We start from the raw sequence: 26,896 nt of genomic DNA, 5'->3' as shown, positions 1-26,896 counted from the left end.
CCAGCCAAGCGATCGCTTAGAAGATTCTTCCAAGACGTGATCGCGGTCACTAACCGGCCTCACCGATCAGCTTGCCACTCGAATTGGAGGACAATCCCATGAGTACTGCGACAGGGAAGACCAAGAAGCGCGACCGGACACACTGGTTGTACATGGGGGTCATCGTCGCCGTCGTCGCGGGCGTCCTCGTCGGATGGCTGGCTCCGGGAGTCGGCAAGTCGCTCGGCGTGCTCGGCACGATGTTCGTCGACCTCATCAAGATGATGATCAGCCCGGTCATCTTCTGCACGATCGTCCTCGGCATCGGATCGGTGAAGGCCGCCGCCAAGGTCGGCAAGGTCGGCGGACTCGCCCTCACCTACTTCATCGGCATGTCGACGGTCGCGCTCGGCATCGGCCTGCTGGTGGGCAACCTGCTCAACCCGGGATCCGGCCTGAACATCAGCGCCGACACCGCGGGAACCGGAGCGGCGCTCGCCGAGAAGGCCCACGGCGCCGGCGGCACCATGGACTTCCTCCAGTCGATCATCCCCACGTCGCTGATGTCGGCGTTGACCGAGGGAAGCGTGCTGCAGACCCTGTTCGTCGCGCTGCTCGTCGGCTTCGGACTGCAGGCCCTGGGCAAGCAGGGTGAGCCGATCCTGCGCGCTGTCGGCTCCGTGCAGAAGCTCGTCTTCAAGATCCTGTCGATGATCCTGTGGCTCGCACCGATCGGTGCCTTCGGTGCCATCGCGAATGTCGTCGGCCAGACCGGCCTCGGCGCCGTCGTCCAGCTCGCCACGCTCATGCTCGGCTTCTACCTGACCTGCCTGATCTTCGTGTTCGGTGTCCTCGGATCCGTGCTCCGCGTCGTCGCAGGCGTCTCCATCTTCAAGCTGGTCCGGTACCTGGCCCGTGAGTACCTGCTGATCTTCGCCACGTCCTCGTCCGAGTCCGCACTGCCCCGCCTGATCGCGAAGATGGAACACGTCGGCGTCGAGCGCACCACCGTCGGTGTCGTCGTCCCCACCGGCTACTCGTTCAACCTCGACGGCACTGCCATCTACCTGACCATGGCGTCGATCTTCATCGCCGACGCAATGGGCCAGCCGCTGTCCTTCCCCGAGCAGCTGTCGCTGCTGGTGTTCATGATCATCGCGTCCAAGGGTGCTGCCGGAGTCAGCGGCGCCGGGCTCGCCACCCTCGCGGGCGGCCTGCAGAGCCACCGTCCCGAACTGCTCGACGGCGTCGGCCTCATCGTCGGTATCGACCGGTTCATGTCCGAGGCCCGCGCGGTCACGAACTTCTCCGGCAACGCTGTCGCCACCCTGCTCGTCGGTTCCTGGACCAACACGATCGACAACGATCGCGTCCGCACCGTCCTCGACGGCAAGCTCCCGTTCGACGAGTCGACGATGGTCGACGACGGCCACGGCGAGGTCGTTGAAGAGCAGGTCACCGAGACCCCTGCCGCCGACGAGCCGCGGGTTCTCGTGAAGAGCTGACACCCACTCCGAAGTAAACCTCTGTGCGCCCGGGCGATTCGAAGCCTGGGCGCACAGAGGTTTGTTGGCTACGTTGGTTCGCATGACGACACCTGTTCAGAACATCGGCATCAACACACTCGGCGGCACGCCGACCTCACTCGGCGAATACGACGGTCGCGCCGTCCTCGTGGTGAACGTCGCCTCGAAGTGTGGACTGACCCCGCAGTACAAGGGCCTCGAGAAGCTCGCCACCGACTACGCCGACCGCGGACTGACCGTGATCGGCGTCCCGTGCAACCAGTTCATGGGTCAAGAGCCCGGCACCGCCGAAGAGATCGAGACCTTCTGCTCCACCACCTACGGCGTCACGTTCCCGTTGCTGGAGAAGATCGAGGTGAACGGTGAGAACCGGCACCCGCTCTACGAAGAACTGACCAAGGCCGCCGACGCCGAGGGCACTGCGGGCGACATCCAGTGGAACTTCGAGAAGTTCCTCGTCGCACCCGACGGCACCGTCGTGAACCGGTTCCGTCCCCGCACCGAACCCGACGCCCCCGAGGTCGTCGAGGCGATCGAGGCAGCCCTGCCCAAGTAGGCGCTCCGCGCTCGTGCGCCTTTTCGGTAGCTCCCACTACCGGAAAGGCGCACGAGCTTTGCTCGCTGTTCACGTTCACCTGTCACGCTGGGGCCATGACCGGACAGCTGATCGTGTCGGTGTCAGGAATCAAGGACGAGACGCGCGACTTCGCGGCCGCGTTCGCCGAGGAGATGGATGCGCGCGGCGTACCGCTGTCACTGCTCGTCGCCCCGCGCCTGAAAGACAAGTATCGACTGGTCAACGACCCCGCGACGCAGGACTGGGTCCGCGCGCGCCGATCCCGCGGCGACGCCGTCGTCCTGCACGGATACGACCAGGCCGCGACCAAGCGTCGCCGGGCCGAGTTCGCCTCGCTTCCCGAGCACGAGGCGCGGTTGCGGCTGCTCGCGGCGGACCGGGTGATGGAGCAGACCGGATTGCGCACCAGATTATTCGCTCCTCCCCGCTGGCTGGCGTCGCAGGGTGCCGTCGCGGCTCTGCCGTCCGCCGGCTTCCGGCTGCTGGCCGTGATGACCGCCGTCCACGACCTCGAACGCGAGACGTCGGTGCGGTCGCGGGTGCTCGGGATCGGTGAGGGTTTCCGTGCCGAACCGTGGTGGTGCCGGGCGCTCGTCCTCGGCTCCGGACGGACCGCCAGGCGTGGGGGTGTGGTGCGCCTCGCCGTCACCGCGAAACAGTTGGGCACGTCGGGACCTCGGCAGGCGATGCTCGACGCCGTCGACCTCGCGCTCTACCACCACGCGCGGCCGCAGGTGTACCGCTGGGAGCCGCGGATCCCGCAGATCGGTGCCGCCTGACCCGTGAGTACTTGTCAACCGCGGGCGGTTGACAAGTACTCACGGGGCCGTCAGGCCACCTCGACGCTCGACTCGCTCGGCATCGTGCGGAACTCGGTGCCCTCGGGAGCCATGTCCGAGTAGCGGCCGTAGAAGATGCCGGTGGCCTCGTTCGCGATGATCGCCTGGTGGATCGGCACCGCGACCCGCGGTGCGACTGCGCGCAGGTAGTCGATGGCCTCGGAGATCTTCAGCCACGGCGCCGCGGCAGGCAGCGCCAGCACGTCGACCTTCTGCTCCGGAACGAACAATGAGTCGCCCGGGTGCATCAGCCGGGCGGGGTTGCCGGCATCGCCGAGCAGGAACGCCGTGTTGTCGATCACCGGGATGTCGGGGTGGATCACCGCGTGCCTGCCGCCGGTGCCGGTGACGTGCACGTCGCCGATGTCGAATTCGTCGCCGGCGTGCACCCCCGTCCACGCGCCGCCGAGCTGGGCCGCGGTCTGCGGGTCCGAGTACAGGGCCGCGCCGGGGTTCGCCTCGACGAGGGCGGGCAGTCGTTGCTGGTCGACGTGGTCGGGGTGCTGATGGGTCACCAGGATCGCGTCCAGTCCGGTGATGCCCTCGAAGCCGTGGGAGAAGTTGCCCGGATCGAAGAGGATGGTGGAACCGTTCAACTCGACGAGGACGCAGCTGTGGCCGAAGTGAGTCAGTCGCATGAATTCGAGTATGCGCCTGCACGCATGGCTCGTCCCGTTCGTCCGATGCGAACCGCAGGCAGGTAGCCCGGTAAACTTCCGGGTGCCCGGTGTTCCACTCTGGGCTCGCGCACTACTACAAGGAGCAGCACGTGGCCCGTGTCGTCGTCGAAGTCATGCCCAAGGCCGAGATTCTCGACCCCCAGGGGCAGGCCATTGTCGGAGCGCTGCCGCGGCTCGGCTTCGCTGGAGTTTCCGATGTCCGTCAGGGCAAGCGGTTCGAGCTCGAGGTCGACGGCAGTGTCGACGACGCTCAGCTCGAGAAGATCGCCGAGGCCCTGCTGGCCAACACGGTGATCGAGGACTGGACCGTGAGGCGCGTCGAAGCATGAGCGCCCGCGTCGGAGTCATCACTTTCCCCGGCACCCTCGACGACGTCGACGCCGCCCGCGCGGTGACCCTCGCCGGCGGCGAGGCCGTGAGCCTGTGGCACGGCGACGCCGACCTCAAGGGTGTCGACGCCGTCATCGTCCCCGGTGGCTTCTCCTACGGCGACTACCTGCGGTGCGGCGCCATCGCACGGTTCGCGCCCGTCATGGGCAAGGTCGTGCAGGCAGCGCAGGGTGGCATGCCCGTCCTCGGTATCTGCAACGGCTTCCAGGTTCTGTGTGAAGCGGGGCTCCTGCCCGGCGCGCTCACCCGGAACGAGGGCCTGCACTTCATCTGCCGCGACGAGTGGCTGAAGGTCGAGGCCACGTCGACGGCGTGGACGTCGCGCTACGAGTCGGGCGCCGAGATCCTCGTCCCGCTCAAGTCCGGCGAGGGCCGCTACCAGGCGTCGCAGAACGTCCTCGACGAACTCGAGGGTGAGGGCCGCGTCGTGTTCCGCTACGTCGGCGACAACCCGAACGGTTCGCAGCGCGGCATCGCAGGCATCTCCTCGGCCAACGGCCGCGTCGTGGGCCTCATGCCGCACCCCGAGCACGCCACCGAGGCCCTCACCGGCCCCAGCGACGACGGACTCGGCATGTTCTACTCCGTCCTCGACAGCGTCATCTCCGCCTGAGCCGATCGGCACCGTGTGTGGCCGAGGGCCTGCACGGTGCCGGGTCAGACGGCGACGGTTCCCTCGCTTTGCTGCGCGATGCCGCGGCGTTCGGACGCGGTGAGCCCGCCCCAGATTCCGAACGGTTCGGTCACGCTCAGGGCGTGGTCCCGGCATTCGACGAGAACGGGGCAGCGCCGGCAGATCGCTTTCGCGCGACGTTCGCGGTTGCTGCGGGCGTTACCCCGTTCGCCGTCGGGATGAAAGAACACGGACGATTCGATGCCCCGGCACAGGGCGTGGATCTGCCAGTCCCAGGCCTCGGTATTGGGGCTGGGAAGGCGAGTGGATGACGGCATGTCGGCTCCCTCGGAGTCTCGTCGGCACTGAAAAGTGTTGTGGCACAGAACTCGATGTCTACTTGACGGCGCGGACCACCACGATCTCTTCGTGGGTCTGACCGACCTCGATGAGCCCTCTCCGCTCGAGCATGCCTCTGCGTTCGACGAGGACCGGTCCGAAGGGGATCTCGGCGGTCGCGGCGATGTCGACCCGCATGTTCTGTTCCTCGAGCGTCGTCAGTGTCTTCTCGACTCCGCTCAGGCTGGACTGCGCCAGCAGCAGAACCCCACCGGCGACGAGAACGTCGGGGGCCTGGCAGCAGATCCGATCGAGAAGCGCGCGACCGTTCTTCCCCGCGTCCCAGGCCCGCGCCGGACCGCGGTCGGGTACGGAGTCGACCAGTGCCGGAACGTACGGCGGGTTGGATACGACGACGTCGAACCGTTCCTCGCGAACCTGCTCGATGAGATCCCCGTGGATCACCCGGATCCGGTGCCCTCCGACAAGGGCATTGAGTCTGACGCTGATCGCCGCTCGCCTCGACACGTCCACCGCGGTCACCCGGCCTGCACCTGCGGCGGCGGCGCGCATGCTCAGCGCGCCGGTCCCCGCACAGAGATCGAGCACCCGGGATTCGGGACCGAGGTGCTCCGCCGCCAAGACGTCGGCCAGCAACTGCGTATCATGTTGCGGGCGATAGACTCCGGGAAGACGTAGCAGCATCGAAGACTCCTCGGTCGCCGGTCGCATCGTGGTGCGTCCACGGCATTCCCTCGCGAGCTCACCGTGGACGCCGTGCGTCTGATTACTCCACAGTTACCCAGCCGGGCGCAGGGCCAATCACGCCGTGACGCACCGACCGCCGTGGCACCGGCCGTTAGCCGCGCAGATTCCGAGGTGACCTGGCACGATCGGTGGGGTGACGTACACCGAGCAGTTGCGTGACCTCGCGGCCCGGCACGGGGTCGCGACGTCGTACCGGGGTTGGGATCAGCAGCGCCACGACGTGCGTGACGACACGCTCCGCAGCGTCCTCTCGGCCCTGGACATTCCCGCCGGAACTGGGGACGAGGTGCGACACGCCCTCTCCGAATGCGACGTAGCACCGTGGCGACGAATGCTGCCGCCCGTCGTCGTCGGCAGGGAAGGGTTCGAGACCCGTTTCGCGGTCCACGTTCCACACGGTGAGGCGGTGGACGTCACGATCGACACGGAGTCGGGCGGAACGGTTCCGGCACGCCAGCTCCAGGTGTGGGTCGATCCGCGGCAGGTCGACGGCGCCCTGGTCGGCCGGGCGACGTTCGTCGTCCCCGCCGACGTCCCCTGCGGGTGGCACACGGTGCGGGCGTCCACCTCGCACACGTCCTCGTCGTGCACGCTCGTCGTGACACCGGCACGATTGTCGACGTCCGACGCGCTGCGCGACCGCCGGCGCTGGGGTGTGCTCACGCAGTTGTACTCGATCCGGTCACGTCGTTCCTGGGGTGTCGGGGACTTCGGCGACCTCGCGGATCTCGCATCGATCTTCGGTTCCGTCCACGGCGCCGACTACGTGCTGGTCAACCCACTGCACGCCGCGCAGCCCCGCCCACCGATCGAGGCGTCGCCGTACCTGCCGACCACCCGCCGCTACGTCAACCCGATGTACATCCGTGTCGAGAACATCCCGGAGACGGCGTACCTCTCGACGCGACGTCATGCGCGGATGCGCGACGCCGCAGCGCGATTCGAGCGGGCGAACGACCGGTCCGACCGGATCGACCGCAACCCGTCGTACCGGGCCAAACTCCGAGTGCTCGAACGGGTTTTCCGGATCGAGCGCAGCCCGAGCAGGCAGCACGCGTTCGAGCAGTTCTGCCGCGACGAGGGGGACGGACTGCGGGACTTCGCGACCTGGTGTGTGCTCACCGAGAAACTGTCGCCGGACGACCCGCGATGGACCACGAAGGCCGGTGCGCCCGACAGCGACTGGGTGCAGGCGCAGCGGCGCAAGCTCGCGCCGCGAATCGAGTTCTACTCGTGGCTGCAATGGGTATGCGACGAGCAGCTTTCCGACGCACAGGACGCGGCGCGCGCGGCAGGCATGGACATCGGGATCGTGCACGATCTCGCGGTCGGGGTCCAGCGCGGGGGTGCGGACGCGTGGTCGCTGGGAACGGCTCTGGCTGAGGGCATTACCGTCGGCGCTCCTCCCGACGACTTCAATCAGCAGGGTCAGCAATGGAATCAGCCGCCGTGGCGTCCTGATCGGCTGGCCGAACTGGGGTACGCCCCGTACCGCGACATGCTGCGCACCGTGCTGAAGCACGCGGGTGGGCTGCGGGTCGATCACATCCTGGGGCTGTTCCGGCTGTGGTGGATCCCCGCCGACGCGGAGTCGCCTGCGGACGGAACGTACGTCTCCTACGACCACGAGGCTCTCGTCGGGATCCTCGCGCTCGAGGCCGAGCGGGCAGGCGCCGTGGTGATCGGCGAGGACCTCGGGGTTTTCGAACCCGCGGTCCAGGACTACCTCGCCGAGCGCGGGATCCTGGGGACGTCGATCCTGTGGTTCGAGCACGACGGCGAGCGGCCGACACCACCGGAGCAGTACCGGACTCTGTGCCTGACATCCGTTACCACGCACGATCTTCCGCCGACCGCCGGATACCTGGCCGGCGAACACATCGAATTGCGCTCGCGGCTCGGGCTCCTCGAACGCGACCTCGAACTCGAGAAGGAACACGACGCCCGGCAGCGCGAGGCCGTGCTGCAATTGGCGCGCGACCGCGGACTGCTGGCCGCCGACGCGTCGATACCCGACACCGTGAAGGCGTTGTACCGGCTGATCGACCGGAGCCCGTCGTTGCTGACGGGTGTCGCGCTCGCCGACCTGGTGGGGGAGTACCGCGTGCAGAATCAGCCGGGCACCGACGAGACCCAGTACTCGAACTGGAAGATTCCCCTCGCCGACGCGTCGGGGCGTGCCGTCCACCTCGAAGACCTGGCGGACGGCGATTTCGGATTCGTCGACGACGCCCGCTGATCCCGGCCGTCAGGGTGCGAGGGCGCGCATCGCCAGGTCGACGACGGCGTCCGCGTGGTCGTGGGTGAGGGGATGCGCTCCGCTCTGCCAGCGGTAGAACAACGGCGCCATGAACAACTCGAACGCGAGGGCGAGGTCGACGTCGGGCCGCACCTGCCCCGCTTCCTGCGCGGAGCGGAACCGCGCCGCGACGAACTCGAACTGCGGCCGGTAGATCCGCTCGACGATCTGTTCCTGCAGTGCGGGATCCTGCAGGGATTCGATGGCCAGCGCCCGGAACAGCGGTTCGAAATCGGGTGAGGTGAACTCGTCGACCGTGGCCCGCAGGACCAGCCGCATGTCGGCGGCGAGGTTGCCGGTGTCCGGCAGTGCCATGGTCTGCTGGGCGCCGGCCGCGTTCTGTTCGTGCAGGGCGTCCACGACGAGCGCGCCCTTCGATCGCCACCATCGGTAGATGGTCTGTTTCCCGACCTTGGCGCGCGCGGCGATGCCTTCGATGCTGATCTTCGCGTAGGGCTGTTCGCGGATCAGTTCCTGCGTGGCCTGCAGTATCGCGGCGCGGGACCGTTCGGAACGGCGGGGATTGTCGGCGGACGGCATGAACGGATCGTAGACCAGACGAGACGTATCGTCTTGACTCGGCTGTTCGCACGTGTCACTCTGAAACGAGACGGACCGTTCCGTATCGGAAGGATGAAGATGACCCGCTCACACATCGCCATGGTCAGCATTCCAGCGCCCGGGCATGTCAACCCGAGCCTGCAGATTCTCCGCGAACTCGTCACGCGCGGGCACCGCGTGACGTACGCCAACGACGCCGCCGTGAAGGACGTCGTCGAGAGCACCGGAGCGGAATTCAAGGAATACGCCTCGACGTTGCCGCGCGTGAACACCGCAGGTGCGACGGAGGAGTCCGAGAAGTCCTGGGAGGGCGACACCATCGATCAGCTCACGCTTTTTCAGGCCGAGTACGAGTCGATGCTGCCCCAACTGCGGGCGCTGTACGAGGACGACCGCCCCGACCTGTTTCTCTACGACATCGCGGGAGGTCCCGCACGCGTCCTCGCCGAGGAATGGGGCGTCCCGATCGTGCAGTTGTCGCCGACGTACGTGGCGTGGGAAGGCTACGAAGACGACATGAAGTCGTTCGTGGACACGATGCGGGCGGACCCGCGCGGCGCCGCGCTGTACGAGCGGCAAGGGAAGCTGCTGCGGGACAACGGTGTCGAGACGGACCCGGACGAGTTCTACGGGCACCCGGCCCGGGCGGTCGTGCTGATCGCGAAATCGATGCAGCCCAACGCCGACCGCGTCGACGAGGACGTCTACACGTTCGTCGGACCGGCACTGACCACCCGGCGGCCCGCCGACGGCCGGTGGCAGCGTCCGGCAGACGCGGGAAAGGTGCTGCTCATCTCGCTCGGCACCGCGTTCATCGATCACGCCGACTTCTACCGGCGCTGCATCGACGCATTCGGCGACCTCGACGGCTGGCACGTCGTTCTGCAGATCGGGCAGCACGTCGACGTCGCCGAACTCGGAACCGTGCCCGGCAACGTCGAGGTCCACCGGTGGGTGCCTCAGTTCGACATCCTCGGGCAGGCCGACGCGTTCCTCACCCATGCCGGCATGGGCGGGTCCAGTGAGGGAATGTTCACGGGAACGCCGATGATCGCCGCGCCGCAGGCCACCGACCAGTTCGAGAACGCCGACGCGCTCGTCGCCGCGGGAGTCGCGGTGCGAGTGGACAGTTCGGAGGTGTCGGCAGCCGAGTTGCGGGACGCGCTCGCGCACGTCGACGCCGAGCCGGTCCGGCGCCGCAGCGCGGAGCTCGCCGCCGAGTTACGTTCTGCGGGTGGAGTGGACGCCGCAGTCCGGGTGATCGAGGAGTTCCTGTGAAGCCGCGAAACGTGTCGGTGGTCCCGTCTACTCTGCGGGCATGGCACTCACACTCGGCATGATCACGTTCGACACCACGGACCCGGGGCCGCTCGCGAAGTGGTGGGCGAAGCAGACGGCGGGAACGATCGAGCAGGAGAACGACGGCTGGTTCTACGTCGTCGCCCTCCCGGATTCCGCGCAGAAGCTGGCGTTCCAGAAGGTCGGCGACCCCACTCCGGGGAAGAACCGCATCCACCTCGACCTGGCGTCCGACGACCTCGACGGCGAGGTGGGCAGGCTCAGTGCCGAGGGCGCCACGGAGGTCGCGCAGCACGAGATGGGCGACCTCCGGTGGGTCACGCTCGCCGATCCCGACGGCAACCAGTTCTGCGTCTCGGGTCCCCACACCTGACAGCGGGTCCTGCATGATTGACCCCATGCCTTCCACTACGTGGGCCGACGCCCAGGGACTCTGCACCTTCGTCGATGCATCACCGTCGCCGTTCCATGTGTGCGCGACGGTGTCGATGTTGCTGACCGGCAACGGTTTCACCGAGTTGCACGAGGCCGACTCGTGGCCCGGCGAGCCCGGCCGGTACTTCCTGGTGCGCGGCGGATCCCTCATCGCGTGGAGTACCGAAGGGCTGGGCCGGACGGCGCCGTTCCGCATCGTCGGCGGGCACACCGACAGCCCGAACCTGCGCGTCAAACAGCACCCCGACCTGTCGTCGGCAGGGTGGCAGCTGGTGGGTCTCGAACCGTACGGCGGTGCGTGGCTCAACTCGTGGCTCGACCGCGACCTGGGCATCTCCGGGCGGCTGAGTGTGCGGGCCGGCAACACGGTCGAGGAGAGGCTCGTCCGCGTCGACGAACCGATCCTGCGCGTCCCGCAGCTGGCGATCCACCTGTCCGAGGACCGCAAGGGCGTCCACCTCGATCCGCAGCGCCACCTCAACGGGGTGTGGGGTGTGGGATCCGAACGCCGCTCGTTCATCGACTTCGTGGCCGACCGGGCGGAGGTGCCTGCCGACGCGGTGCTCGGATGGGAACTGATGACCCACGATCTCGCGCCCAGCGCCCTCGTCGGAACCGAACAGGACCTCGTCAGTGCGCCGCGGCTCGACAACCAGGGCACCTGCTACGCGGGCACCCAGGCGTTGCTGGCGGCGGCCGAGAACCCCGGGGACCGGGTGTCGGTGCTCGCGCTGTTCGACCACGAGGAGGTGGGGAGCATGTCCGATCGGGGCGCGTTCTCCGATCTCCTGAGCACCGTGCTCGAGCGCATCGTCCTCGGCCGCGGCGGCGGTCGCGAAGAATTCCTGCAGACGATGGCCGGATCGATCTGCGCGTCCGGAGACATGGCGCACGCGACGCACCCCAACTACCCGGAGCGGCACGAGCCCGCCCATCACATCGCCGTCAATGGGGGACCGGTGCTCAAGGTCAACCAGAACCTGCGCTACGCCACCGACGCGGCCGGAGCCGGGGCGTTCGCCCTCGCCTGCGACCAGGCCGGCGTGCCGCTGCAGCGGTACGTGCACCGGGCCGATCTGCCGTGCGGTTCGACCATCGGCCCGATCACCGCGTCCAGGACCGGGCTGAGCACCGTCGACGTGGGCGCCGCGCAGCTCGGGATGCATTCGTCGCGGGAGCTGATGGGCGCCCGTGACGTGCGGGCCTACTCCGACGCCCTTGCGGCCTTCCTCACACCGACGGCGTGAGGAAGCGGGGCGAGGAGCGCCAGGTCGGTACCGGAAGGAGCCGCCGGATAGACTGACGTACGGCTCGTCGCCACCCGGCTTGCGCCGGCCGTGACTCCCGGCTTGCCTCTCTTGACTCCCGTAGGGAAGGGACCCCACCTCCAGTGTCAGCACACCCGGTCGACACCGTCACCGCCGCCACCGCGACCCCCGACGTCGCACAGCCCTTCAAGGAACTGGGGCTGAAGGACGACGAGTACGCCCGCATCAAGGAGATCCTGGGCCGCCGCCCCACCGAGGCCGAGCTCGCGATGTACTCGGTGATGTGGAGCGAGCACTGCTCCTACAAGTCGTCCAAGGTGCACCTGAAGTACTTCGGTGAGACCACGACCGACGAGATGCGTTCCTCGATGCTCGCGGGCATCGGCGAGAACGCCGGCGTCGTCGACATCGGCGACGGCTGGGCCGTCACGTTCAAGGTCGAGAGCCACAACCATCCCTCCTACGTCGAGCCCTACCAGGGTGCGGCCACCGGCGTCGGCGGCATCGTCCGCGACATCATGGCCATGGGTGCACGGCCCATCGCGGTCATGGACCAGCTGCGCTTCGGTGCGGCGGACGCCCCCGACACCCGACGCGTCGTCGACGGTGTGGTGCGCGGAGTTGGCGGCTACGGCAACTCGCTCGGCCTCCCCAACGTCGGCGGCGAGACCGTGTTCGACGCGTCGTACGCCGGTAACCCCCTGGTCAACGCCCTGTGCGCCGGCGCGATGCGCGTCGAGGACCTGCACCTCGCGTTCGCCTCCGGTGCCGGCAACAAGATCATCCTGTTCGGTGCGCGCACCGGCCTCGACGGCATCGGCGGCGTGTCCGTGCTCGCGTCGGAGACGTTCGACGGCGACGAGAGCGGGGACGAACACGAAGCCGAAGGCGGAGCTGGAGCATCGAAAAGCCGGAAGAAGCTCCCGGCGGTGCAGGTGGGTGACCCGTTCACCGAGAAGGTGCTCATCGAGTGCTGTCTCGAGCTGTACGCCGCGAAGCTCGTGGTCGGTATCCAGGACCTCGGCGGCGCCGGCCTGTCCTGCGCCACGTCCGAGCTCGCCGCGGCAGGCGACGGCGGCATGCACATCAACCTCGAGCAGGTCCCGATGCGGGCCACCGGCATGACCGCGGCCGAGGTGCTGTCCAGCGAGTCCCAGGAACGCATGTGCGCCGTCGTCACCCCCGACAACGTCGACGCGTTCATGGAGGTCTGCAAGAAGTGGGACGTCCTCGCCACCGTCATCGGTGAGGTCACCGACGGCGAGCGGCTCACCATCTCCTGGCACGGCGAGACCGTAGTCGACGTGCCGCCGCGCACCGTCGCCCACGAGGGCCCGGTGTACGAGCGCCCCGTGCAGCGTCCCGCGAGCCAGGACGCCCTCGTCGCGAACACCACCGCCGGACTGAAGCGTCCCGAGTCGGCCGACGAACTGAAGGACACCCTGCTGAAGATGCTCGCGTCCCCGGCGCTGTGCAGCCGCAAGTGGATCACCGAGCAGTACGACCGCTACGTGCGCGGCAACACGGTCCTGGCCGAGAACGCCGACTCGGGCGTGATCCGAGTCGACGAGAAGACGGGACGCGGCATCGCGCTCGCCACCGACGCGTCCGGCCGCTACACCGCGCTCGACCCGTACGCCGGCGCGCAGCTCGCGCTCGCCGAGGCCTTCCGCAACGTCGCCGTCACCGGCGCCACCCCCAAGGCCGTCAGCAACTGCCTGAACTTCGGGTCCCCCGAGGATCCCGGCGTCATGTGGCAGTTCCAGCAGGCCGTCCGCGGCCTGGCGGACGGCTGCGCGAAGCTCGGCATCCCCGTCACCGGCGGCAACGTCAGCTTCTACAACCAGACCGGCTCGACCCCGATCCTGCCCACCCCGGTGGTGGCCGTGCTCGGCGTCATCGACGACGTGCACCGTCGCATCCCCACCGGTCTCGGACTGGAACCGGGCGAAACGCTGATCCTGCTCGGCGACACCCGCGACGAGTTCGACGGGTCCATCTGGTCGCAGGTCGAGCACGGTCACCTCGGCGGTGTGCCGCCGAAGGTCGACCTCGAACGGGAGCAGTTGCTCGCCGACATCCTCCTCGCGGCGTCCCGCGACGGACTGGTGTCCGCGGCGCACGACCTGTCCGAAGGTGGTCTCGCGCAGACCGTCGTCGAGGCCGCGCTGGCCGGCGAGACGGGCTGCCGCATCCTGCTTCCCGACGACGCCGACCCGTTCGTCACCCTGTTCTCCGAGTCGTCGGGCCGCGTGCTCGTCGCGGTCCCGCGCACCGAGGAAACTCGCTTCACCGGTATGTGCACGGCCCGTAATCTCCCGTGGGTGCGCATCGGTGTGGTGGACGAGGGGTCCGATTCCGTCGAGGTCCAGGGCCAGTTCTCGGTCTCGCTGGCCGAGCTGCGCACGACGTTCGAGGGAACTCTGCCGGCATTGTTCGGGTGATGAATGGTCGAATCGGGGGCATTGGAGAGGGTTGACAGGGGGCCGCGGGAACTCTCGCGGCTGGTTGATCCTGCACTCCTCCACGGTCCCCGACTCGACCGGACCTGGCGTTTCCTTCGGCTCGACTTCACCGGCATCGCGTTCGCGACGCTGTTCTTCTGCTGGTCCCTGACGCCGTCGCTGCTGCCCCGCGACTGGCTGTTCCAGGGGCTGATCGGCGGCATCAACGCCGCGATCGGTTACACGGTGGGAACGGCGATCGGCTGGCTGGTGCGTCGCTACTTCCTGCGGCATCGGTCGTGGTGGCCGTTGCCGGAACCCTGGTCCACCGGCCTGCGCGTCGTCGTGACGGTGACGTGCGTGGTCGTGAGCCTCGTGATGCTCGCGTACTCCGCGGCATGGCAGCGTGAGCTCGCCGCGCTGATGGGGGCGGAGGGCACCACCACCACCGGCTACATCCGCACGGGCGGTCTGAGTCTGCTCGTGGGCGCCGCGATCATCTCGGTGTGGCGGCTGCTGCGCGAACTGGTGCGGTGGATCGCGGCACGACTCATCCGGCGGTGGCACCTCGCGATCCCGACCGCCACCACCGTCGGCATCCTCATCGTGACGGTGCTGTTCTTCCTGCTCGTCGACGGTGTTCTGATGCGCGGCGTCTACGCCGCCACGAATGCGGCGTTCAGCCTGCAGAATTCGACCACCCGCGACAGCGTCGAGCAACCACTCGACCCGGAGAAGTCGGGCAGCCCCGAGTCGCTGGCACCCTGGGACACCCTCGGGTACGAGGGCCGGAACTTCGTGTCCCGAGGGCTCGACGCCGACGAACTCACGGCGGCCAACGGCACACCGGCCAAGGACCCCATCCGGGTCTACGCCGGACTCGAGACCGCCGAGGACCCGGACGCGCGCATGGACGTCGTCATCGACGAACTCGAGCGGACCGGCGCGTTCCAGCGAAAGGTCCTCGTCGTCATCCCCACCACCGGCACCGGTTGGGTCAATCCGACTGCGGCGCAAGCGATCGAGTTGGTCCACAACGGTGACACGGCATTGGTCGCCAGCCAGTACTCGTTCCTGCCGAGTTGGATCTCGTTCCTCGCCGACCGTGAGAAGGCCGCGGAGGCGGGGAAGAAACTGATCGACCGCGTGCACGAGCGGTGGTTGCAGGAACCCGAGGCGACGCGACCCAAGCTGCTCGTCTACGGCGAAAGTCTCGGCACCCAGGCGGGGGAGGGCGCCTTCGACACGCTGAGCGACATCCGGCAGACCGTCGACGGCGTGTTGTGGGTCGGACCGCCCAACTCGAACCGCCTGTGGGGGCAGTTGATCCAGCGTCGCGATCCCGGCACTCCCGAGGTCGACCCCGAGTACTCGGCAGGTCTGGTGGTGCGGTTCGCCGACGACTCCGCCGACATGGTCGACGACACCGGCGAGTGGTTGTCGCCGCGCATCCTGTACGTCCAGCACCCGTCGGATCCTGTCGTGTGGTGGTCGCCCGACCTCGCGTTCACCCGGCCAGACTGGTTGAAGGAACCACCGGGCGAGGATCGTTCGCCGTCCATGAAGTGGTTTCCGTTCGTGACGTTCTGGCAGGTGTCCGCCGACCTCACCAACGCTGCCGGCGTGCCGGACGGGCACGGCCACAATTACGGGACACTCGTCCTCGACGGCTGGATCACGGTCGCCCAGCCCGAGGGGTGGACGCCCGTCGACACCGAACGCGTCCGGTCCACTCTCGAATCCCTTGCCGGGACAGAGGGTCCGGAGAAGTGAGCAGGCTCGCCTCCGTTGCCGGTGCGGCGGCGGCCGTGCTGTGGAACAACGTGGTGTTGCCCGGTTCGGGGCTCGGCCCGTACGGGCGGGCCGTCGCGGGAGGTGCGCTCGGACTGTCGGTCGTGGGAGCAGCGCGCGCCACGGGGTACGGCGTCGACGAACTCGGCCTGTCCGCGTCGAAGGCCCGGTCCGGGCTGCGATACGGCGCCCTGGCGTCGGTGGTCCCGCTCGCCGGATACACGATCACGCTGAGCGTGCCCGCACTGCGCAGGCGTGTGCCGGCGGGCGACGGGGTCACCGATTTCGCCGGCTGGGTGGGGTTCCGGATCCCGGTGGGGACCGTGGCGCACGAGGAACTGCTGTTCCGCAGCGTCCTGTCTGCGATGCTGCGACGGGCCTGGCCGCCCCCGACGGCCTACGTTCTGCACGCCGCCACGTTCGGGCTGTGGCACGTGCGCGCTGCCCGGATCGCCGGTGACGGCGTCACCGCGAGCGTTCTGCTCACCGGGTCCGCCGCGTGGCTGTTCGAGTGGTTGCGTCGACGCAGCGGCAGCGTCGTAGCCCCTGCACTGCTGCACCTTTCGGTCAATGTCGGTGGGGCGGTGGCCGCCGAGGTCGCGCGGGCCCGCACAGTAGATTGAGCGTATGCCGTCGCGCCGAGCCGTAGATCCCGCCGAACTGAGGGCCGCCGTACTCGAGGTCGGTCCGTGGCTGCGCGGCGATTCGGAGGAGAAACCGTCCCGCACCCAGCTGGCCGCGGCGGTCCGGCTCAGCGCGCGGACGCTCGAGCAGGTCGCGCCCGGTTCGAGCGTGGAGGTGCGGGTTCCGCCGTTCGTCGCGGTCCAGTGCATCGAGGGCCCGCGGCATACCCGCGGCACCCCGCCCAACGTCGTGGAGACCGACCCCCGGACGTGGCTGCTGCTGGTGACGGGATTGCTGGAGTTCGACAGCGCGACCGCCGACGGCGGAGTGTCGGTGTCGGGAAGTCGCGCCGGCGAGATCGCCCATTGGCTGCCGCTGCTACGCGTATAGCTAGCCCAGCCACAACGAGCGGGTGCGCGGCAGGCCGCTCGACCCGTCGTCGGACGGGCGCACGGCCAGTACCTGATGGATCGTCAGCCGGCCCTTCTCCTCGAACCCCAGGGCGCTGGCCGCGAGGTACAGCAACCAGGTGCGGGTCCGCTCCGCGCCGGCGAGCCGGATCGCGTCGTCCCAGGAGTCGCGCAGTCTGCCCACCCACGCCCGCAGCGTGAGTGCGTAGTGCTCCCGGAGGGCCTCGACGTCGCGCACCTCGAGTCCGGCGCGCTCGAAGGCGTCGATCGTTCTGCTCAGCGGCAGCACCTCGCCGTCCGGGAAGATGTAGTTCTCGATCAACCCCGACGAGTTGCCGGTGCCGGTCAGCGACCGGACCGAGGCGATGGCGTGGTTGAGCAGCCGCCCTTCGGGACGCAGAAGGTCGAGCAGATGCTGCGCGTACCCGGGCAGCGCGGAGTCGCCGACGTGTTCGGACATGCCGATGCTGGAGATCGCGTCGAACGGACCGTCGACGACGTCGCGGTAGTCCTGCACCCGGATCTCGATCAGATCCGACAGCCCGGCCTCGGAGACCCTCGCCCGCGCCAGCTCGGCCTGTTCGTGGCTGAGGGTGACGCCGACGACGGACACGTCGTACTTCTCGGCGGCGTGGATCGCCATCGAACCCCAGCCGCACCCCACGTCCAGCAGTCGCATGCCCGGCTGGAGTCCGAGTTTGCGGCAGACCAGGTCCAGCTTGTCGTTCTGCGCTTCTTCGAGCGTGCCGATCGCACCGGGGTCGCCGGATCGCTGGTCCCAGTACCCGCAGGAGTAGACCATTGTCGGCCCGAGGAACAGGCGGTAGAAATCGTTGCCGACGTCGTAGTGATGTGAGACCGAGGACGCGTCGCGCGCCTTGCTGTGCTTCGGACCGCGGCGCCGGGCCACCTCCACCGACGGCGGTGCCGGACGGAGACCGAGGCCCCCGAGCCGGACGAACGTCGACAGCGACTTCAGGATGGTGCCGCGGTCGGATCCGCGGACGCCGAGTGACCCCAGCCGGTCGACGAGATCCGGAAGCGTCAGCAGCCGGAAGACGTCGCCCTCGATCTCGAGGTCTCCGGACACGTAGGCGCGGACGAGACCGAGTTCGTTCGGCGACCACAGCACCCGCCGGATGGCCCGGCGGTTGCGGAAGACGATGGTGACGTCCGAGTCGGGGCCGGCCTCCGAGCCGTCCCAGCAGCGAACGTGCACGGGAATGGGGATGCCCATCGCACCTTCGAACGCGCTCAGCAGGCGTTCTGCGGCGGTCGGGGCCGTGCTGCGGACGTCCATCGGAAAAGCCCCCGCTCTGTGGTTCGAGGATGCTGATCGATACCGAAACTAACCTATTTTCGGCCGTCCGTCCGGGAGTCGGGCCGGTTCGATCGGCACCGTGGGGGAAGCGACGGCGCAGGGCACGTAGACTGACCTTGCCCCTCACACGCCCATCCCCAGGGAGCACCCCGGTGACCAGAGCCGATCTGTCGGTCCACAGTCCTAATCTTCTCTCTTCGAACCCGTCCGACGAGGACGAGAACGAGCCCCGCGAGGAATGCGGAGTCTTCGGCGTCTGGGCGCCGGGAGAGGATGTGGCGAAACTCACCTACTACGGACTTTATGCTCTGCAACACCGTGGGCAGGAAGCGGCGGGCATCGCCGTCGCCGACGGTTCGCAGGTGCTGGTCTTCAAGGATCTCGGGTTGGTCAGCCAGGTGTTCGACGAGCAGACCCTGGCAGCGATGCCGGGCCACGTCGCCGTCGGCCACTGTCGCTACTCCACCACGGGATCGACCACGTGGGAGAACGCGCAGCCGATCTTCCGGACCACCGCCGCGGGCAGCGGCATCGCCCTCGGGCACAACGGCAACCTCGTCAACACGGCGGAGCTGGCGCAGCGCGCCCGTGAAGCCGGACTGGTCAACGACAAGCGCCCCGGCGGCGCCACGTCCGACTCGGACGTCGTCGGCGCCCTCCTCGCGCACGCCGCCGCCGACAGCACCATCGAGCAGGCGGCCATGAAGCTCCTGCCGACACTGCGCGGCGCGTTCTGCCTCACCTTCATGGACGAGCACACGCTCTACGCGGCCCGCGACCCGCACGGCATCCGCCCGCTGTGCCTCGGACGCCTGGACCGCGGCTGGGTCGTCGCCAGCGAGACGGCCGCTCTCGACATCGTCGGCGCGTCCTTCGTCCGCGACATCGAGCCCGGCGAACTGCTCGCCATCGACGCCGACGGCGTCCGCTCCTCCCGCTTCGCGAACCCCGAGCCCAAGGGCTGCGTGTTCGAGTACGTGTACCTGGCTCGTCCGGACAGTGTCATCGCCGGACGTTCGGTGCACTCCACCCGCGTCGAGATCGGCCGCCGCCTCGCCACCGAGCACCCCGCCGAGGGCGACCTCGTCATCCCGGTCCCCGAATCGGGCACTCCGGCCGCGGTCGGTTACGCGCAGGGGTCGGGCATTCCGTACGGCCAGGGTCTGATGAAGAACGCCTACGTGGGCCGCACCTTCATCCAGCCGTCGCAGACGATCCGCCAGCTCGGTATCCGCCTCAAGCTCAACCCGCTCAAGGAAGTCATCCGCGGCAAGCGCCTCGTGGTGGTGGACGATTCGATCGTCCGCGGCAACACCCAGCGCGCGCTCATCCGGATGCTCCGCGAGGCCGGCGCACTGGAGATCCATGTCCGCATCGCGTCGCCGCCGGTCAAGTGGCCCTGCTTCTACGGCATCGACTTCGCCTCGCCGGCCGAGCTGATCGCCAACGGTGCGGGCGGCGGTGGCGAGCCCGGCAGCTTCGACGAGATGCTCGAAGGGGTGCGCCGTTCCATCGGCGCCGACACCCTCGGCTACATCTCCACCGAAGGCATGATCGCCGCCACCGAGCAGCCTGCGACGCGACTGTGCGCGGCCTGCTTCGACGGCACGTACCCCATCGCGCTCCCCACGGAGACGTCGATCGGAAAGAACGTTCTCGAGGGAATGCTCGAGAGCGCGGCAGGCGGTCCCGCGACGCGGGAGAACGACAACGCGAACGCCCTCAGTCGGCCGTAGGCCGGTACATCGGGATCCGGCCGGAGAACGTACTCCGGTACCGTAAGGACGCAATCACAGCACTCGATTGCCCGACCGACACGATTTTGACGAGCAACAGAAGGCTGGAGTAACAACCACATGACCGAGGATCCGACAAGTCGCCCTGGCGCGTCCTACGCCGCCGCAGGAGTGGACATCGCCGCAGGCGATCGGGCGGTGGAACTCTTCGCTCCCTTGGCCAAGCGCGCCAGCCGTCCCGAGGTTCTCGGTGGTCTCGGTGGATTCGCGGGTCTGTTCTCGCTCAAGGGTGACTACAAGGAACCGCTGCTCGCGGCGTCCACGGACGGTGTGGGCACCAAGCTCGCCGTCGCTCAGGCACTCGACAAGCATGACACCGTAGGCCTCGACCTGGTCGCGATGGTCGTCGACGACCTCGTCGTCTGCGGTGCCGAGCCACTGTTCCTGCAGGACTACATAGCCGTCGGGCGAGTCGTCCCGGAGCGTGTCGCCGAACTCGTCAGCGGTATCGCCGAAGGCTGCATCCAGGCCGGGTGCGCACTGCTCGGTGGCGAGACGGCGGAGCACCCCGGTGTGATGGCGGACGGCGACTACGACTTGTCCGCGACCGGCGTCGGTGTGGTCGAGGCCGACCAGGTGCTGGGGCCCGACCGGGTCCGTCCCGGCGACGTCGTGATCGCCATGGGTTCGTCCGGACTACATTCCAACGGTTACTCGCTGGCCCGCAAGGTCCTGCTCGAGATCGACCACATGAGCCTGACGGCGCACGTCGACGAGTTCGGCCGCACCTTGGGCGAGGAGATGCTCGAGCCCACGAAGATCTACGCCAAGGACTGCCTGGCCCTCGCCGCCGAGACGGACGTGCGCACGTTCTGCCACGTCACCGGCGGTGGACTGGCCAACAACCTCGCCCGGGTCATGCCGAAGGGCCTGGTCGCCGAACTCGACCGCGGTACCTGGAGCCCGGCTCCGATCTTCGCGATGATCGCGCAGCGCGGACGCGTGGAGCGGGCCGAGATGGAGCAGACGTTCAACATGGGCGTCGGCATGGTCGCGATCGTGGCGCCCGAGGACGTCGATCGTGCGCTGGCCGTCCTGACGGCGCGCCACATCGACTGCTGGACGCTGGGCAGCATCAAGAAGTCGCACGACGTGTCGGCCGAGCGCGCAATTCTCGCCGGCGATCACCCGAGGTTCTAGGGTCGGTCGCCGTCTGTCGGAACGGGGCGAGCTAGTGGCCCCGACCGGCTGAAGATGTGGAAATGAGGGGGAGCCGGTGTCGGCTCCCCCTCATTTCGTTGTCTTCAGATCTCAGCGCCGCCAGTCGTCGTCGTCCTCCCGGGAGTGACCCTCCCTGTCGGCACGCTGGTCAGCGAAGACCTCGTCCCGATGCGAGTTGGACGACCCACCTGAGAGCTCTCGTTGCAGGCTGTCAAAATCCGTGGTCGGTACGCTGTACTTCAGCTCGCGTGCAACCTTGGTCTGCTTTGCCTTAGCCCGGCCGCGGCCCATGGCTGACCCCCTCGCGCTTTCGCGGGGCGGCCTGGGGAATTTGGCGGCCCCGTTTGAGTGTGTAAGTTCCTGCCCCACACTCTAGCGTGGAAAAGTCCCTCGCGCTTCCATCCACACCCCGAAGCGGTGTCGGTTTAGTCTCACCGGGCTCGCGAGCTGCCCCGATGCCGGTATTTCGCCTTCAGAAGACTCCCGGAATTGCCCGGACCGTCCCCACTCGGACGCCGCCGCCGAGCACGGGCTGCGATGCGAGGGCCGCCAGATCCTCGGTCCACTCGGCGCCCATCCGGTGGAGAAGTGCTGCGGCGAGGGGTAACCGGGCCCGTTCGTGGCCGTCGTCGATCTTCAGCGCGAACGCCGAGCCGTCGGGAAGCGCGCCGGCGTAGACACCGTCGGCTCCGGCCTTCGTCATCAGCCCGGGCACGACCGGCATCAGGCGCGCGTCGTCCTTGCCGGTGCCCGAGACGAGGTAGGGGTGCTCGCGGACGGCGTCGGCGACGGCGAGCTCGGGGGAGTCGGGCTCGGCGGTGACGAGCCGGGCGAACGCCCGAGCCAGATGCGTCAGCGACAACGGGACGATCGGCAGCCCGCATCCGTCGATGCCGAGCTCGGCGTCGACGTCGCCGCTGATCGACCCGAGCGTCTCGACGACCGCGAGTTGCAGCGGATGCGTCGGCTCGAGGTAACTGTCCAACGGCCAGTCGTTGGCCAGGCACGTGGCGAGCATCGCGGCGTGCTTGCCGGAGCAGTTCATGTACACCGGGCGGGGGAGCTCACCGGCGGCCAGCAGTTCGGCCCGGGCGAGTTCGTTGGAGGGCAGATCGGCGGGACAGCGGAGCTGGTCCTCGTCGAGGCCGTACCGGGCGAGCAGCCGCTCGACGAGTTCGATGTGGTCCGACTCGCCCTCGTGGGAAGCGGTCGCGATCGCGAGCTCTTCGGAACTGGACGGTTCGAAGCCGTTCCGCAGCATCGTCACGGCCTGCCACGGCTTGTTCGACGACCTCGGATAGATCGGCGTGTGCACCTCACCGAGGGTGAGCGCGATCTCGCCGTCCGCGCGGAGGATCACCGCGGAACCGCGGTGGACGCACTCACGGAATCCGGAACGTACGACCTCGACCAGTTCGATGCTCAATACGTGACCTGCACTTCCAGTCCGGCGATCCGTCGGCGGGCCTTGTCCGCGACGGTCGGAGAGAGGTTCTCCTGCTGTTCGAGCAGCGCCACGAACCGTTCCGGGTCGCGGCCGGTGAACAGATCGCGCACGGTGACGCCGTGGCCGGGCACGTGGATGCGCTGGACGGTGTCGCCGGCGGCGACCGACCCCTCCGTCACCACCCGCAGGTACGCGCCCGTGTCGGCGCGTTCGGAGAACCGCTTGACCCACCGGGGCTCGGCGGCCCAGACGCCGAACGTGCCGCACGGCGTCCGCGGGCTGGTCACCTCCAGTTCGGTGGTGCCGATCCGCCACCGCTCGCCGATCACGGCGTCGGTCGCGGCGATCCCGTCGAGACGGAGGTTCTCGCCGAACCATCCCGGGGGCAGTTCGCGGCCGAGCTCCGACGCCCAGCGCTGCGCCTCGTCCTCCTGGTAGGCGTAGACGGCCTTGAACGGGCCGCCGTGGTACTCGGTGTCGCAGACGTGGTCGCCGACCAGTCCGGCGGTCGTGACGCGCACGGGGCCGTCGACCGGCCGCTTGTCGATCGCCGTCCGGGTGACCCGCCGGGTGCCGCTGTCCCGCTCGGTGTGCAGCACGCAGACGGCCAGCACCTCGCCTGCCGTCGCGGTCGCCTCGCTCATCGGCCCCGGAGCCGGTCGACGGCGGCGCGGCCCGCCTGGACCGTGTCGTCCGCGGGCACGGAGTCGGGGTCGATCGACGCGGCGCACGAGCCGACCACCAATTCGGTGTCGGTGGGGATGGACCGTTTGACGAGGGCCAGCGCGATGGGTCCGAGCTCGTGATGGTCGATCACGGTGCCGATCCGTCCGACCGCACGGCCTCCCGCCGTCACCGGGTCGCCCGGTTCGGGCCTGCCCTCGGCGCTGCCGTCGAGGTGCAGCAGGACGAGGTGACGGGGCGGTTTGCCGAGATTGTGGACGCGGGCCACCGTCTCCTGGCCGCGGTAGCAGCCCTTCTCCAGGTGGACGGCGCCGTGCTCGGCGGGACCGCCGATCCAGCGGACCTCGTGCGGGATGGTGCGGTCGTCGGTGTCGAGTCCGATCCGGGGCCGTGCGGCGGCCACCCGGAGTGCCTCGAACGCCCACGTTCCCGCGGGAGCGGCGCCGGCGGCGGTGAGCCGGCCCCACCACGTCGCGAGTCCTTCCCGCGGGATCAGCAGGTCGAAGGACTCGGCGGTCGGCCACGGCATGCGGCGGACGAACCCGCCCCCGGGCACCGCGGCGGCGGCATAGGGCTCGGTGGGTGCCACGACACCGGCTGCGTCGAGGACCGTCACGGCGTCGGGGCCGATCACGCTGAGGACCGCGAGCTCGTTGCCCTCGCGGGGCTCGGCCTTGGACCAGAACACCATCTTGGTGAGGAACGACAGGAGGTCGGGTCCGCGGTCGGCCTCGGTGTCGATCCAGGTGACGCCGTCCAGATCGGTCTGGACGAAGTGGTGCTCGACGCGGCCGTTGACGTCGAGGCTGAGGTTCTCGGCGCTCGCGCCGTCGGGGAGCGCGGCGACGTGCTGGCTCGAGATGGTGTGCAGCCAGGTGAGTCGTTCGGGTCCGCTGATCGCGATGACGAACCGGTGGGAACGGTCGACGACCACCGCGGAACGTTCGGCATCGCGTTGTTCGCCGAGTGGATCGCCGTGATGCCAGGCGACGCCGGCGTCGGGAGAGCCTTCGGGCGCAGGGACCGCGCCCGGGGCCGTGAGGAGTGGACTGGGTGAGACGGGCAGTTTGTCGACCACGAACCCAGTCTAGGGACCATGAACCACAGGTGGTGGTCAGCAGGGTCGATAGGCTGGGTGTCATGTCTGATCGAGTGCTGGTGACACTGGACCACGAGGTGCGGGACGCGGATGCCCCGCTGCTGCACGCGGACGATCTGGCGGTGGTGCGCGGCGACGGTGTCTTCGAGACCCTGTTGGTGCGCGGCGGTCGCGCCCTGAAGGTCGAGCCCCACCTCGCCCGTCTCGTCGCGTCGGCGCGCGCCCTCGGATTGCCCATTCAGGACCTGGACGAGTGGCGCCTGGCCCTCGAGCTGGCCGTCGAGGAGTGGGGGTCCGAGCGGGAGGGCGCGATGCGACTCGTGCTCAGCCGCGGCCGGGAGTCCGGTGGCGACGCGACCGCCTTCGTCACCGTCGGGCCGGTGTCCGAGCGGATTCGGGCGGCACGACGCGACGGGGTGTCGGTACTCACACTGGCCCGCGGCTATTCGGTGGATCTGTCGGCGAGTGCGCCGTGGCAGCTGCTCGGGGCGAAGACCTTGTCGTATGCGACGAACATGGCGGCGCTGCGGTATGCGGCGACACTCGGCGCCGACGATGTGATCTTCGTCAGCAGTGAGGGCAATGTGTTGGAAGGGCCACGTTCCACGGTGGTCATCGCCCGCGACAGGCACCTCCTCACGCCGCCGCCGGAGCACGGAATTCTGCCCGGAACGACGCAGCAGGCGCTGTACGAGGTGGCGTCCGGCAAGGGGTTCCGCTGTGAGTACGCGGCGCTGCGTCCGGCGGATCTCATTACGGCGGAAGGTGTTTGGCTCATCTCCAGCGTCACCATGGCCGCGCGCGTGCGCAAGATCGACGGCCTTGCCTTGCCCGACGCACCGCTCGCCGACGAGATCGTGGAGCTGGTCGACCTCGCGGTCGAGACGGCGGGTGCCGAGTCCGCGGAGGCTTGACAGGTCTACTACATTTCGTAGTAGCAAAGTCCTGCGGGGGAAACGACCTCGCAGTACGTTGTTTTCAAGGGTCGGGCGGAAGCCCACGCTCCGGCCCTGAAGCCTGTCCTACGGGCCCAGTTTCGGAGTAGCCATGGATGCCTTGGATGTCTCCCGGTGGCAGTTCGGCATAACCACCGTCTATCACTTCATCCTCGTTCCGCTGACGATCGGGCTCGCCCCGCTGATCGCCGTCATGCAGACGATGTGGGTGGTCACCGGAAAGGACCACTGGTACCGGCTCACCAAGTTCTTCGGGAAGCTCTTCCTGATCAACTTCGCGCTCGGCGTCGCCACCGGCATCGTGCAGGAATTCCAGTTCGGGATGAACTGGAGCGAGTACTCACGCTTCGTCGGTGACGTGTTCGGCGCACCGCTCGCCCTCGAGGGACTGGTCGCCTTCTTCCTCGAGTCGACGTTCCTGGGCCTCTGGATCTTCGGCTGGGGACGGCTGCCCAAGCTCGTCCACCTCGCCACCATCTGGCTCGTCGCGATCGGTGTGAACGCGTCCGCGTACTTCATCATCACCGCCAACTCGTTCATGCAGCACCCGGTCGGGGCCGTGTACAACCCCGAGACCGGGCGCGCGGAACTCACCAGCATCTGGGAACTGCTCACCAACAACACAGCGCTCGCGGCCTTCCCGCACGTCGTGGCCGGAGCGTCCCTCACGGCAGGCACGTTCGTGGCCGGCGTTGGCGGCTGGTGGATGGTGCGCAGCATGCGCAAATCGAAGGAAGCCACCGAACCCGAAGTGGCGAAGAAGCACGAGGAGACCGCCCGGACGATGTTCCGTCCGGTCACCGTCCTCGCGCTGTGGGTGATGGTCGCGGCGGGCATCGGACTCGCGATCACCGGCGACATCCAGGGCAAGCTGATGTTCGAACAGCAACCCATGAAGATGGCATCGGCCGAATCACTGTGCCACACCGAAACCGGTGCCGACTTCTCGATCCTCACCGTCGGCACCCAGAACAACTGCGAGAGCATCACCCAGCTCATCAAGATCCCCGGGCTCACCTCGTTCCTGGCGGACGGCACGTTCGACTCCACCGTCGAGGGCGTCACCGAGATCCAGGCCCGCTACGAGGAGATGTACGGACCCGGAAACTACAAGCCCAACCTGTTCGTCACCTACTGGACGTTCCGCGCGATGATCGGCTGGGCCGCCGGGTCGGCGCTGCTCGCCGTGGTCGGTCTGTGGATGACCCGCGGCGGGCGCGTCCCGGACAAGAAGTGGTTCGGCTGGCTGTCGATCGCCGTCATCCCGACACCGTTCCTCGGGAACAGTGCGGGCTGGGTCTTCACCGAGATGGGCCGCCAACCGTGGGTCGTGGCACCCAACCCGACCGGCGTAGACATGATCAGACTGACTGTCGACCAGGGCGTCTCGAATCACTCCCCGTGGACCGTCTGGGTCTCGCTCATCACGTTCACGGTGGTCTACGGGGCGCTGGCCGTCGTGTGGTTCACGCTGATCCGCCGCTACACGGTCGAGGGACCACTCGAACACGACGCCCATCCACCGGGTGACGACCACGACGAGCCCGAAGAACCGGGCAAGCCCGAGCAACTCTCGTTCGCGTACTAGGG

Annotated in this window: 26 protein-coding genes; 17 read left to right on the top strand and 9 right to left on the bottom strand. The window is 68.4% G+C overall.

Features of this window, described 5'->3' with window-relative positions:
• Positions 1-98: 98 nt before the first annotated feature.
• The 3 genes from GO592_RS25495 to GO592_RS25485 all read left to right on the top strand — a co-directional run bounded on the left by GO592_RS25495 (position 99) and on the right by GO592_RS25485 (position 2,861).
• Positions 99-1,484 (top strand): C4-dicarboxylate transporter DctA, encoded by a 1,386-nt coding sequence (locus tag GO592_RS25495; RefSeq protein ID WP_005254834.1) that lies wholly within the window; start codon positions 99-101, stop codon positions 1,482-1,484.
• A gap of 82 nt (positions 1,485-1,566) precedes the next feature.
• The gene (locus GO592_RS25490; protein ID WP_005254833.1) at positions 1,567-2,061 is read left to right on the top strand and encodes a glutathione peroxidase; all 495 of its coding nucleotides are present in this window, start codon (positions 1,567-1,569) and stop codon (positions 2,059-2,061) included.
• Positions 2,062-2,156: 95 nt separating this feature from the next.
• Complete coding sequence (locus tag GO592_RS25485) at positions 2,157-2,861, top strand: DUF2334 domain-containing protein (protein ID WP_005254832.1); 705 nt, start codon at positions 2,157-2,159, stop codon at positions 2,859-2,861.
• A 50-nt stretch (positions 2,862-2,911) separates the two neighbouring features.
• Here GO592_RS25485 and GO592_RS25480 read toward each other — a convergent pair whose 3' ends face one another.
• Positions 2,912-3,559, bottom strand: coding sequence for an MBL fold metallo-hydrolase (locus GO592_RS25480; RefSeq protein WP_005244410.1), 648 nt, complete (start codon positions 3,557-3,559; stop codon positions 2,912-2,914).
• A gap of 131 nt (positions 3,560-3,690) precedes the next feature.
• Between GO592_RS25480 and purS the strand changes: the two genes are divergently transcribed.
• Both purS and purQ read left to right on the top strand, forming a co-directional pair.
• A complete protein-coding gene (purS, locus tag GO592_RS25475) occupies positions 3,691-3,930 on the top strand; it encodes a phosphoribosylformylglycinamidine synthase subunit PurS (RefSeq protein ID WP_005244409.1) in 240 nt (79 codons plus the stop codon).
• A complete protein-coding gene (gene purQ / locus GO592_RS25470; RefSeq protein WP_005254831.1) occupies positions 3,927-4,604 on the top strand; it encodes a phosphoribosylformylglycinamidine synthase subunit PurQ in 678 nt (225 codons plus the stop codon). The genes purS and purQ overlap by 4 nt, the downstream gene beginning before the upstream one ends.
• 44 nt (positions 4,605-4,648) lie before the next feature.
• On the opposite strand, the gene GO592_RS25465 is transcribed toward purQ, so the two are convergent.
• The gene (locus tag GO592_RS25465; RefSeq protein ID WP_007301037.1) at positions 4,649-4,942 is read right to left on the bottom strand and encodes a WhiB family transcriptional regulator; all 294 of its coding nucleotides are present in this window, start codon (positions 4,940-4,942) and stop codon (positions 4,649-4,651) included.
• A gap of 58 nt (positions 4,943-5,000) precedes the next feature.
• Positions 5,001-5,648 (bottom strand): HemK2/MTQ2 family protein methyltransferase, encoded by a 648-nt coding sequence (locus GO592_RS25460; RefSeq protein ID WP_007301038.1) that lies wholly within the window; start codon positions 5,646-5,648, stop codon positions 5,001-5,003.
• A gap of 196 nt (positions 5,649-5,844) precedes the next feature.
• On the opposite strand from GO592_RS25460, the gene malQ reads away from it, so the two are divergent.
• Positions 5,845-7,950 carry a 4-alpha-glucanotransferase gene (malQ, locus tag GO592_RS25455; protein ID WP_007301039.1) on the top strand — a complete coding sequence of 702 codons (2,106 nt, stop codon included), beginning with the start codon at positions 5,845-5,847 and terminating at the stop codon, positions 7,948-7,950.
• Positions 7,951-7,959: 9 nt separating this feature from the next.
• Here malQ and GO592_RS25450 read toward each other — a convergent pair whose 3' ends face one another.
• Positions 7,960-8,550, bottom strand: a complete 591-nt coding sequence (locus GO592_RS25450; protein WP_005561120.1) for a TetR/AcrR family transcriptional regulator — start codon at positions 8,548-8,550, stop codon at positions 7,960-7,962.
• A 93-nt stretch (positions 8,551-8,643) separates the two neighbouring features.
• On the opposite strand from GO592_RS25450, the gene GO592_RS25445 reads away from it, so the two are divergent.
• From GO592_RS25445 to GO592_RS25415, 7 genes are all read left to right on the top strand, one after another.
• A complete protein-coding gene (locus GO592_RS25445; RefSeq protein WP_039952925.1) occupies positions 8,644-9,849 on the top strand; it encodes a macrolide family glycosyltransferase in 1,206 nt (401 codons plus the stop codon).
• A 40-nt stretch (positions 9,850-9,889) separates the two neighbouring features.
• Positions 9,890-10,243 carry a VOC family protein gene (locus GO592_RS25440; protein WP_007301041.1) on the top strand — a complete coding sequence of 118 codons (354 nt, stop codon included), beginning with the start codon at positions 9,890-9,892 and terminating at the stop codon, positions 10,241-10,243.
• Positions 10,244-10,268: 25 nt separating this feature from the next.
• On the top strand, positions 10,269-11,552 hold the full coding sequence (locus tag GO592_RS25435) for a M18 family aminopeptidase (RefSeq protein WP_007301042.1): 1,284 nt from the start codon (positions 10,269-10,271) through the stop codon (positions 11,550-11,552).
• Between the two features lie 143 nt (positions 11,553-11,695).
• Complete coding sequence (gene purL, locus GO592_RS25430; RefSeq protein WP_007301043.1) at positions 11,696-14,017, top strand: phosphoribosylformylglycinamidine synthase subunit PurL; 2,322 nt, start codon at positions 11,696-11,698, stop codon at positions 14,015-14,017.
• A gap of 3 nt (positions 14,018-14,020) precedes the next feature.
• Positions 14,021-15,790, top strand: a complete 1,770-nt coding sequence (locus GO592_RS25425; RefSeq protein ID WP_039952927.1) for an alpha/beta hydrolase — start codon at positions 14,021-14,023, stop codon at positions 15,788-15,790.
• Positions 15,787-16,431, top strand: coding sequence for a CPBP family intramembrane glutamic endopeptidase (locus GO592_RS25420; RefSeq protein WP_007301045.1), 645 nt, complete (start codon positions 15,787-15,789; stop codon positions 16,429-16,431). The genes GO592_RS25425 and GO592_RS25420 overlap by 4 nt, the downstream gene beginning before the upstream one ends.
• A 4-nt stretch (positions 16,432-16,435) precedes the next feature.
• Positions 16,436-16,822 carry a sterol carrier family protein gene (locus tag GO592_RS25415; protein ID WP_005244380.1) on the top strand — a complete coding sequence of 129 codons (387 nt, stop codon included), beginning with the start codon at positions 16,436-16,438 and terminating at the stop codon, positions 16,820-16,822.
• On the opposite strand, the gene GO592_RS25410 is transcribed toward GO592_RS25415, so the two are convergent.
• A complete protein-coding gene (locus GO592_RS25410; protein ID WP_007301046.1) occupies positions 16,823-18,142 on the bottom strand; it encodes a class I SAM-dependent methyltransferase in 1,320 nt (439 codons plus the stop codon).
• Positions 18,143-18,315: 173 nt separating this feature from the next.
• On the opposite strand from GO592_RS25410, the gene purF reads away from it, so the two are divergent.
• Together purF and purM are read left to right on the top strand one after the other, a co-directional pair.
• A complete protein-coding gene (gene purF / locus GO592_RS25405; RefSeq protein WP_005254820.1) occupies positions 18,316-19,899 on the top strand; it encodes an amidophosphoribosyltransferase in 1,584 nt (527 codons plus the stop codon).
• Positions 19,900-20,019: 120 nt separating this feature from the next.
• Positions 20,020-21,099, top strand: a complete 1,080-nt coding sequence (purM, locus tag GO592_RS25400) for a phosphoribosylformylglycinamidine cyclo-ligase (RefSeq protein WP_005244377.1) — start codon at positions 20,020-20,022, stop codon at positions 21,097-21,099.
• Between the two features lie 111 nt (positions 21,100-21,210).
• On the opposite strand, the gene GO592_RS25395 is transcribed toward purM, so the two are convergent.
• The 4 genes from GO592_RS25395 to ygfZ all read right to left on the bottom strand — a co-directional run bounded on the left by GO592_RS25395 (position 21,211) and on the right by ygfZ (position 24,329).
• Positions 21,211-21,411: a DUF3073 domain-containing protein gene (locus GO592_RS25395; protein WP_005244376.1), complete on the bottom strand. Its 201-nt coding sequence runs from the start codon at positions 21,409-21,411 to the stop codon at positions 21,211-21,213.
• A 181-nt stretch (positions 21,412-21,592) separates the two neighbouring features.
• Positions 21,593-22,546, bottom strand: coding sequence for an asparaginase (locus tag GO592_RS25390; RefSeq protein ID WP_005561133.1), 954 nt, complete (start codon positions 22,544-22,546; stop codon positions 21,593-21,595).
• On the bottom strand, positions 22,543-23,211 hold the full coding sequence (locus tag GO592_RS25385) for an MOSC domain-containing protein (protein WP_007301047.1): 669 nt from the start codon (positions 23,209-23,211) through the stop codon (positions 22,543-22,545). Before GO592_RS25385 ends, GO592_RS25390 begins: the two co-directional genes overlap by 4 nt.
• The gene (gene ygfZ / locus GO592_RS25380) at positions 23,208-24,329 is read right to left on the bottom strand and encodes a CAF17-like 4Fe-4S cluster assembly/insertion protein YgfZ (RefSeq protein ID WP_007301048.1); all 1,122 of its coding nucleotides are present in this window, start codon (positions 24,327-24,329) and stop codon (positions 23,208-23,210) included. The genes GO592_RS25385 and ygfZ overlap by 4 nt, the downstream gene beginning before the upstream one ends.
• A 62-nt stretch (positions 24,330-24,391) precedes the next feature.
• Here ygfZ and GO592_RS25375 point away from each other — a divergent pair, with 62 nt between their 5' ends.
• Together GO592_RS25375 and GO592_RS25370 are read left to right on the top strand one after the other, a co-directional pair.
• A complete protein-coding gene (locus tag GO592_RS25375) occupies positions 24,392-25,264 on the top strand; it encodes an aminodeoxychorismate lyase (RefSeq protein WP_007301049.1) in 873 nt (290 codons plus the stop codon).
• 133 nt (positions 25,265-25,397) lie between these two features.
• Positions 25,398-26,894: a cytochrome ubiquinol oxidase subunit I gene (locus GO592_RS25370; protein WP_007301050.1), complete on the top strand. Its 1,497-nt coding sequence runs from the start codon at positions 25,398-25,400 to the stop codon at positions 26,892-26,894.
• Positions 26,895-26,896 lie beyond the last annotated feature (2 nt).

The sequence above is a fragment of the Rhodococcus sp. 21391 genome (genome assembly GCF_016772255.1).
In the GTDB taxonomy this organism is placed as follows: Bacteria; Actinomycetota; Actinomycetes; order Mycobacteriales; family Mycobacteriaceae; genus Rhodococcus_F; species Rhodococcus_F opacus.
Note: the sequence above shows the minus strand (reverse complement) of the source record. Positions and strands in the feature narration are given on the sequence as shown.

What these genes read in the sequence shown, in the direction of transcription:
- GO592_RS25495 (WP_005254834.1), top strand. Translation starts at nt 99, where the DNA reads ATGAGTACTGCGACAGGGAAGACCAAGAAGCGCGACCGGACACACTGG.
- GO592_RS25490 (WP_005254833.1), top strand. Translation starts at nt 1,567, where the DNA reads ATGACGACACCTGTTCAGAACATCGGCATCAACACACTCGGCGGCACG.
- GO592_RS25485 (WP_005254832.1), top strand. Translation starts at nt 2,157, where the DNA reads ATGACCGGACAGCTGATCGTGTCGGTGTCAGGAATCAAGGACGAGACG.
- GO592_RS25480 (WP_005244410.1), bottom strand. Translation starts at nt 3,559, where the DNA reads ATGCGACTGACTCACTTCGGCCACAGCTGCGTCCTCGTCGAGTTGAAC.
- purQ (WP_005254831.1), top strand. Translation starts at nt 3,927, where the DNA reads ATGAGCGCCCGCGTCGGAGTCATCACTTTCCCCGGCACCCTCGACGAC.
- GO592_RS25465 (WP_007301037.1), bottom strand. Translation starts at nt 4,942, where the DNA reads ATGCCGTCATCCACTCGCCTTCCCAGCCCCAATACCGAGGCCTGGGAC.
- GO592_RS25460 (WP_007301038.1), bottom strand. Translation starts at nt 5,648, where the DNA reads ATGCTGCTACGTCTTCCCGGAGTCTATCGCCCGCAACATGATACGCAG.
- GO592_RS25450 (WP_005561120.1), bottom strand. Translation starts at nt 8,550, where the DNA reads ATGCCGTCCGCCGACAATCCCCGCCGTTCCGAACGGTCCCGCGCCGCG.
- GO592_RS25445 (WP_039952925.1), top strand. Translation starts at nt 8,644, where the DNA reads ATGAAGATGACCCGCTCACACATCGCCATGGTCAGCATTCCAGCGCCC.
- GO592_RS25440 (WP_007301041.1), top strand. Translation starts at nt 9,890, where the DNA reads ATGGCACTCACACTCGGCATGATCACGTTCGACACCACGGACCCGGGG.
- GO592_RS25435 (WP_007301042.1), top strand. Translation starts at nt 10,269, where the DNA reads ATGCCTTCCACTACGTGGGCCGACGCCCAGGGACTCTGCACCTTCGTC.
- GO592_RS25425 (WP_039952927.1), top strand. Translation starts at nt 14,021, where the DNA reads ATGGTCGAATCGGGGGCATTGGAGAGGGTTGACAGGGGGCCGCGGGAA.
- GO592_RS25415 (WP_005244380.1), top strand. Translation starts at nt 16,436, where the DNA reads ATGCCGTCGCGCCGAGCCGTAGATCCCGCCGAACTGAGGGCCGCCGTA.
- GO592_RS25410 (WP_007301046.1), bottom strand. Translation starts at nt 18,142, where the DNA reads ATGGACGTCCGCAGCACGGCCCCGACCGCCGCAGAACGCCTGCTGAGC.
- purM (WP_005244377.1), top strand. Translation starts at nt 20,020, where the DNA reads ATGACCGAGGATCCGACAAGTCGCCCTGGCGCGTCCTACGCCGCCGCA.
- GO592_RS25395 (WP_005244376.1), bottom strand. Translation starts at nt 21,411, where the DNA reads ATGGGCCGCGGCCGGGCTAAGGCAAAGCAGACCAAGGTTGCACGCGAG.
- GO592_RS25385 (WP_007301047.1), bottom strand. Translation starts at nt 23,211, where the DNA reads ATGAGCGAGGCGACCGCGACGGCAGGCGAGGTGCTGGCCGTCTGCGTG.
- GO592_RS25375 (WP_007301049.1), top strand. Translation starts at nt 24,392, where the DNA reads ATGTCTGATCGAGTGCTGGTGACACTGGACCACGAGGTGCGGGACGCG.
- GO592_RS25370 (WP_007301050.1), top strand. Translation starts at nt 25,398, where the DNA reads ATGGATGCCTTGGATGTCTCCCGGTGGCAGTTCGGCATAACCACCGTC.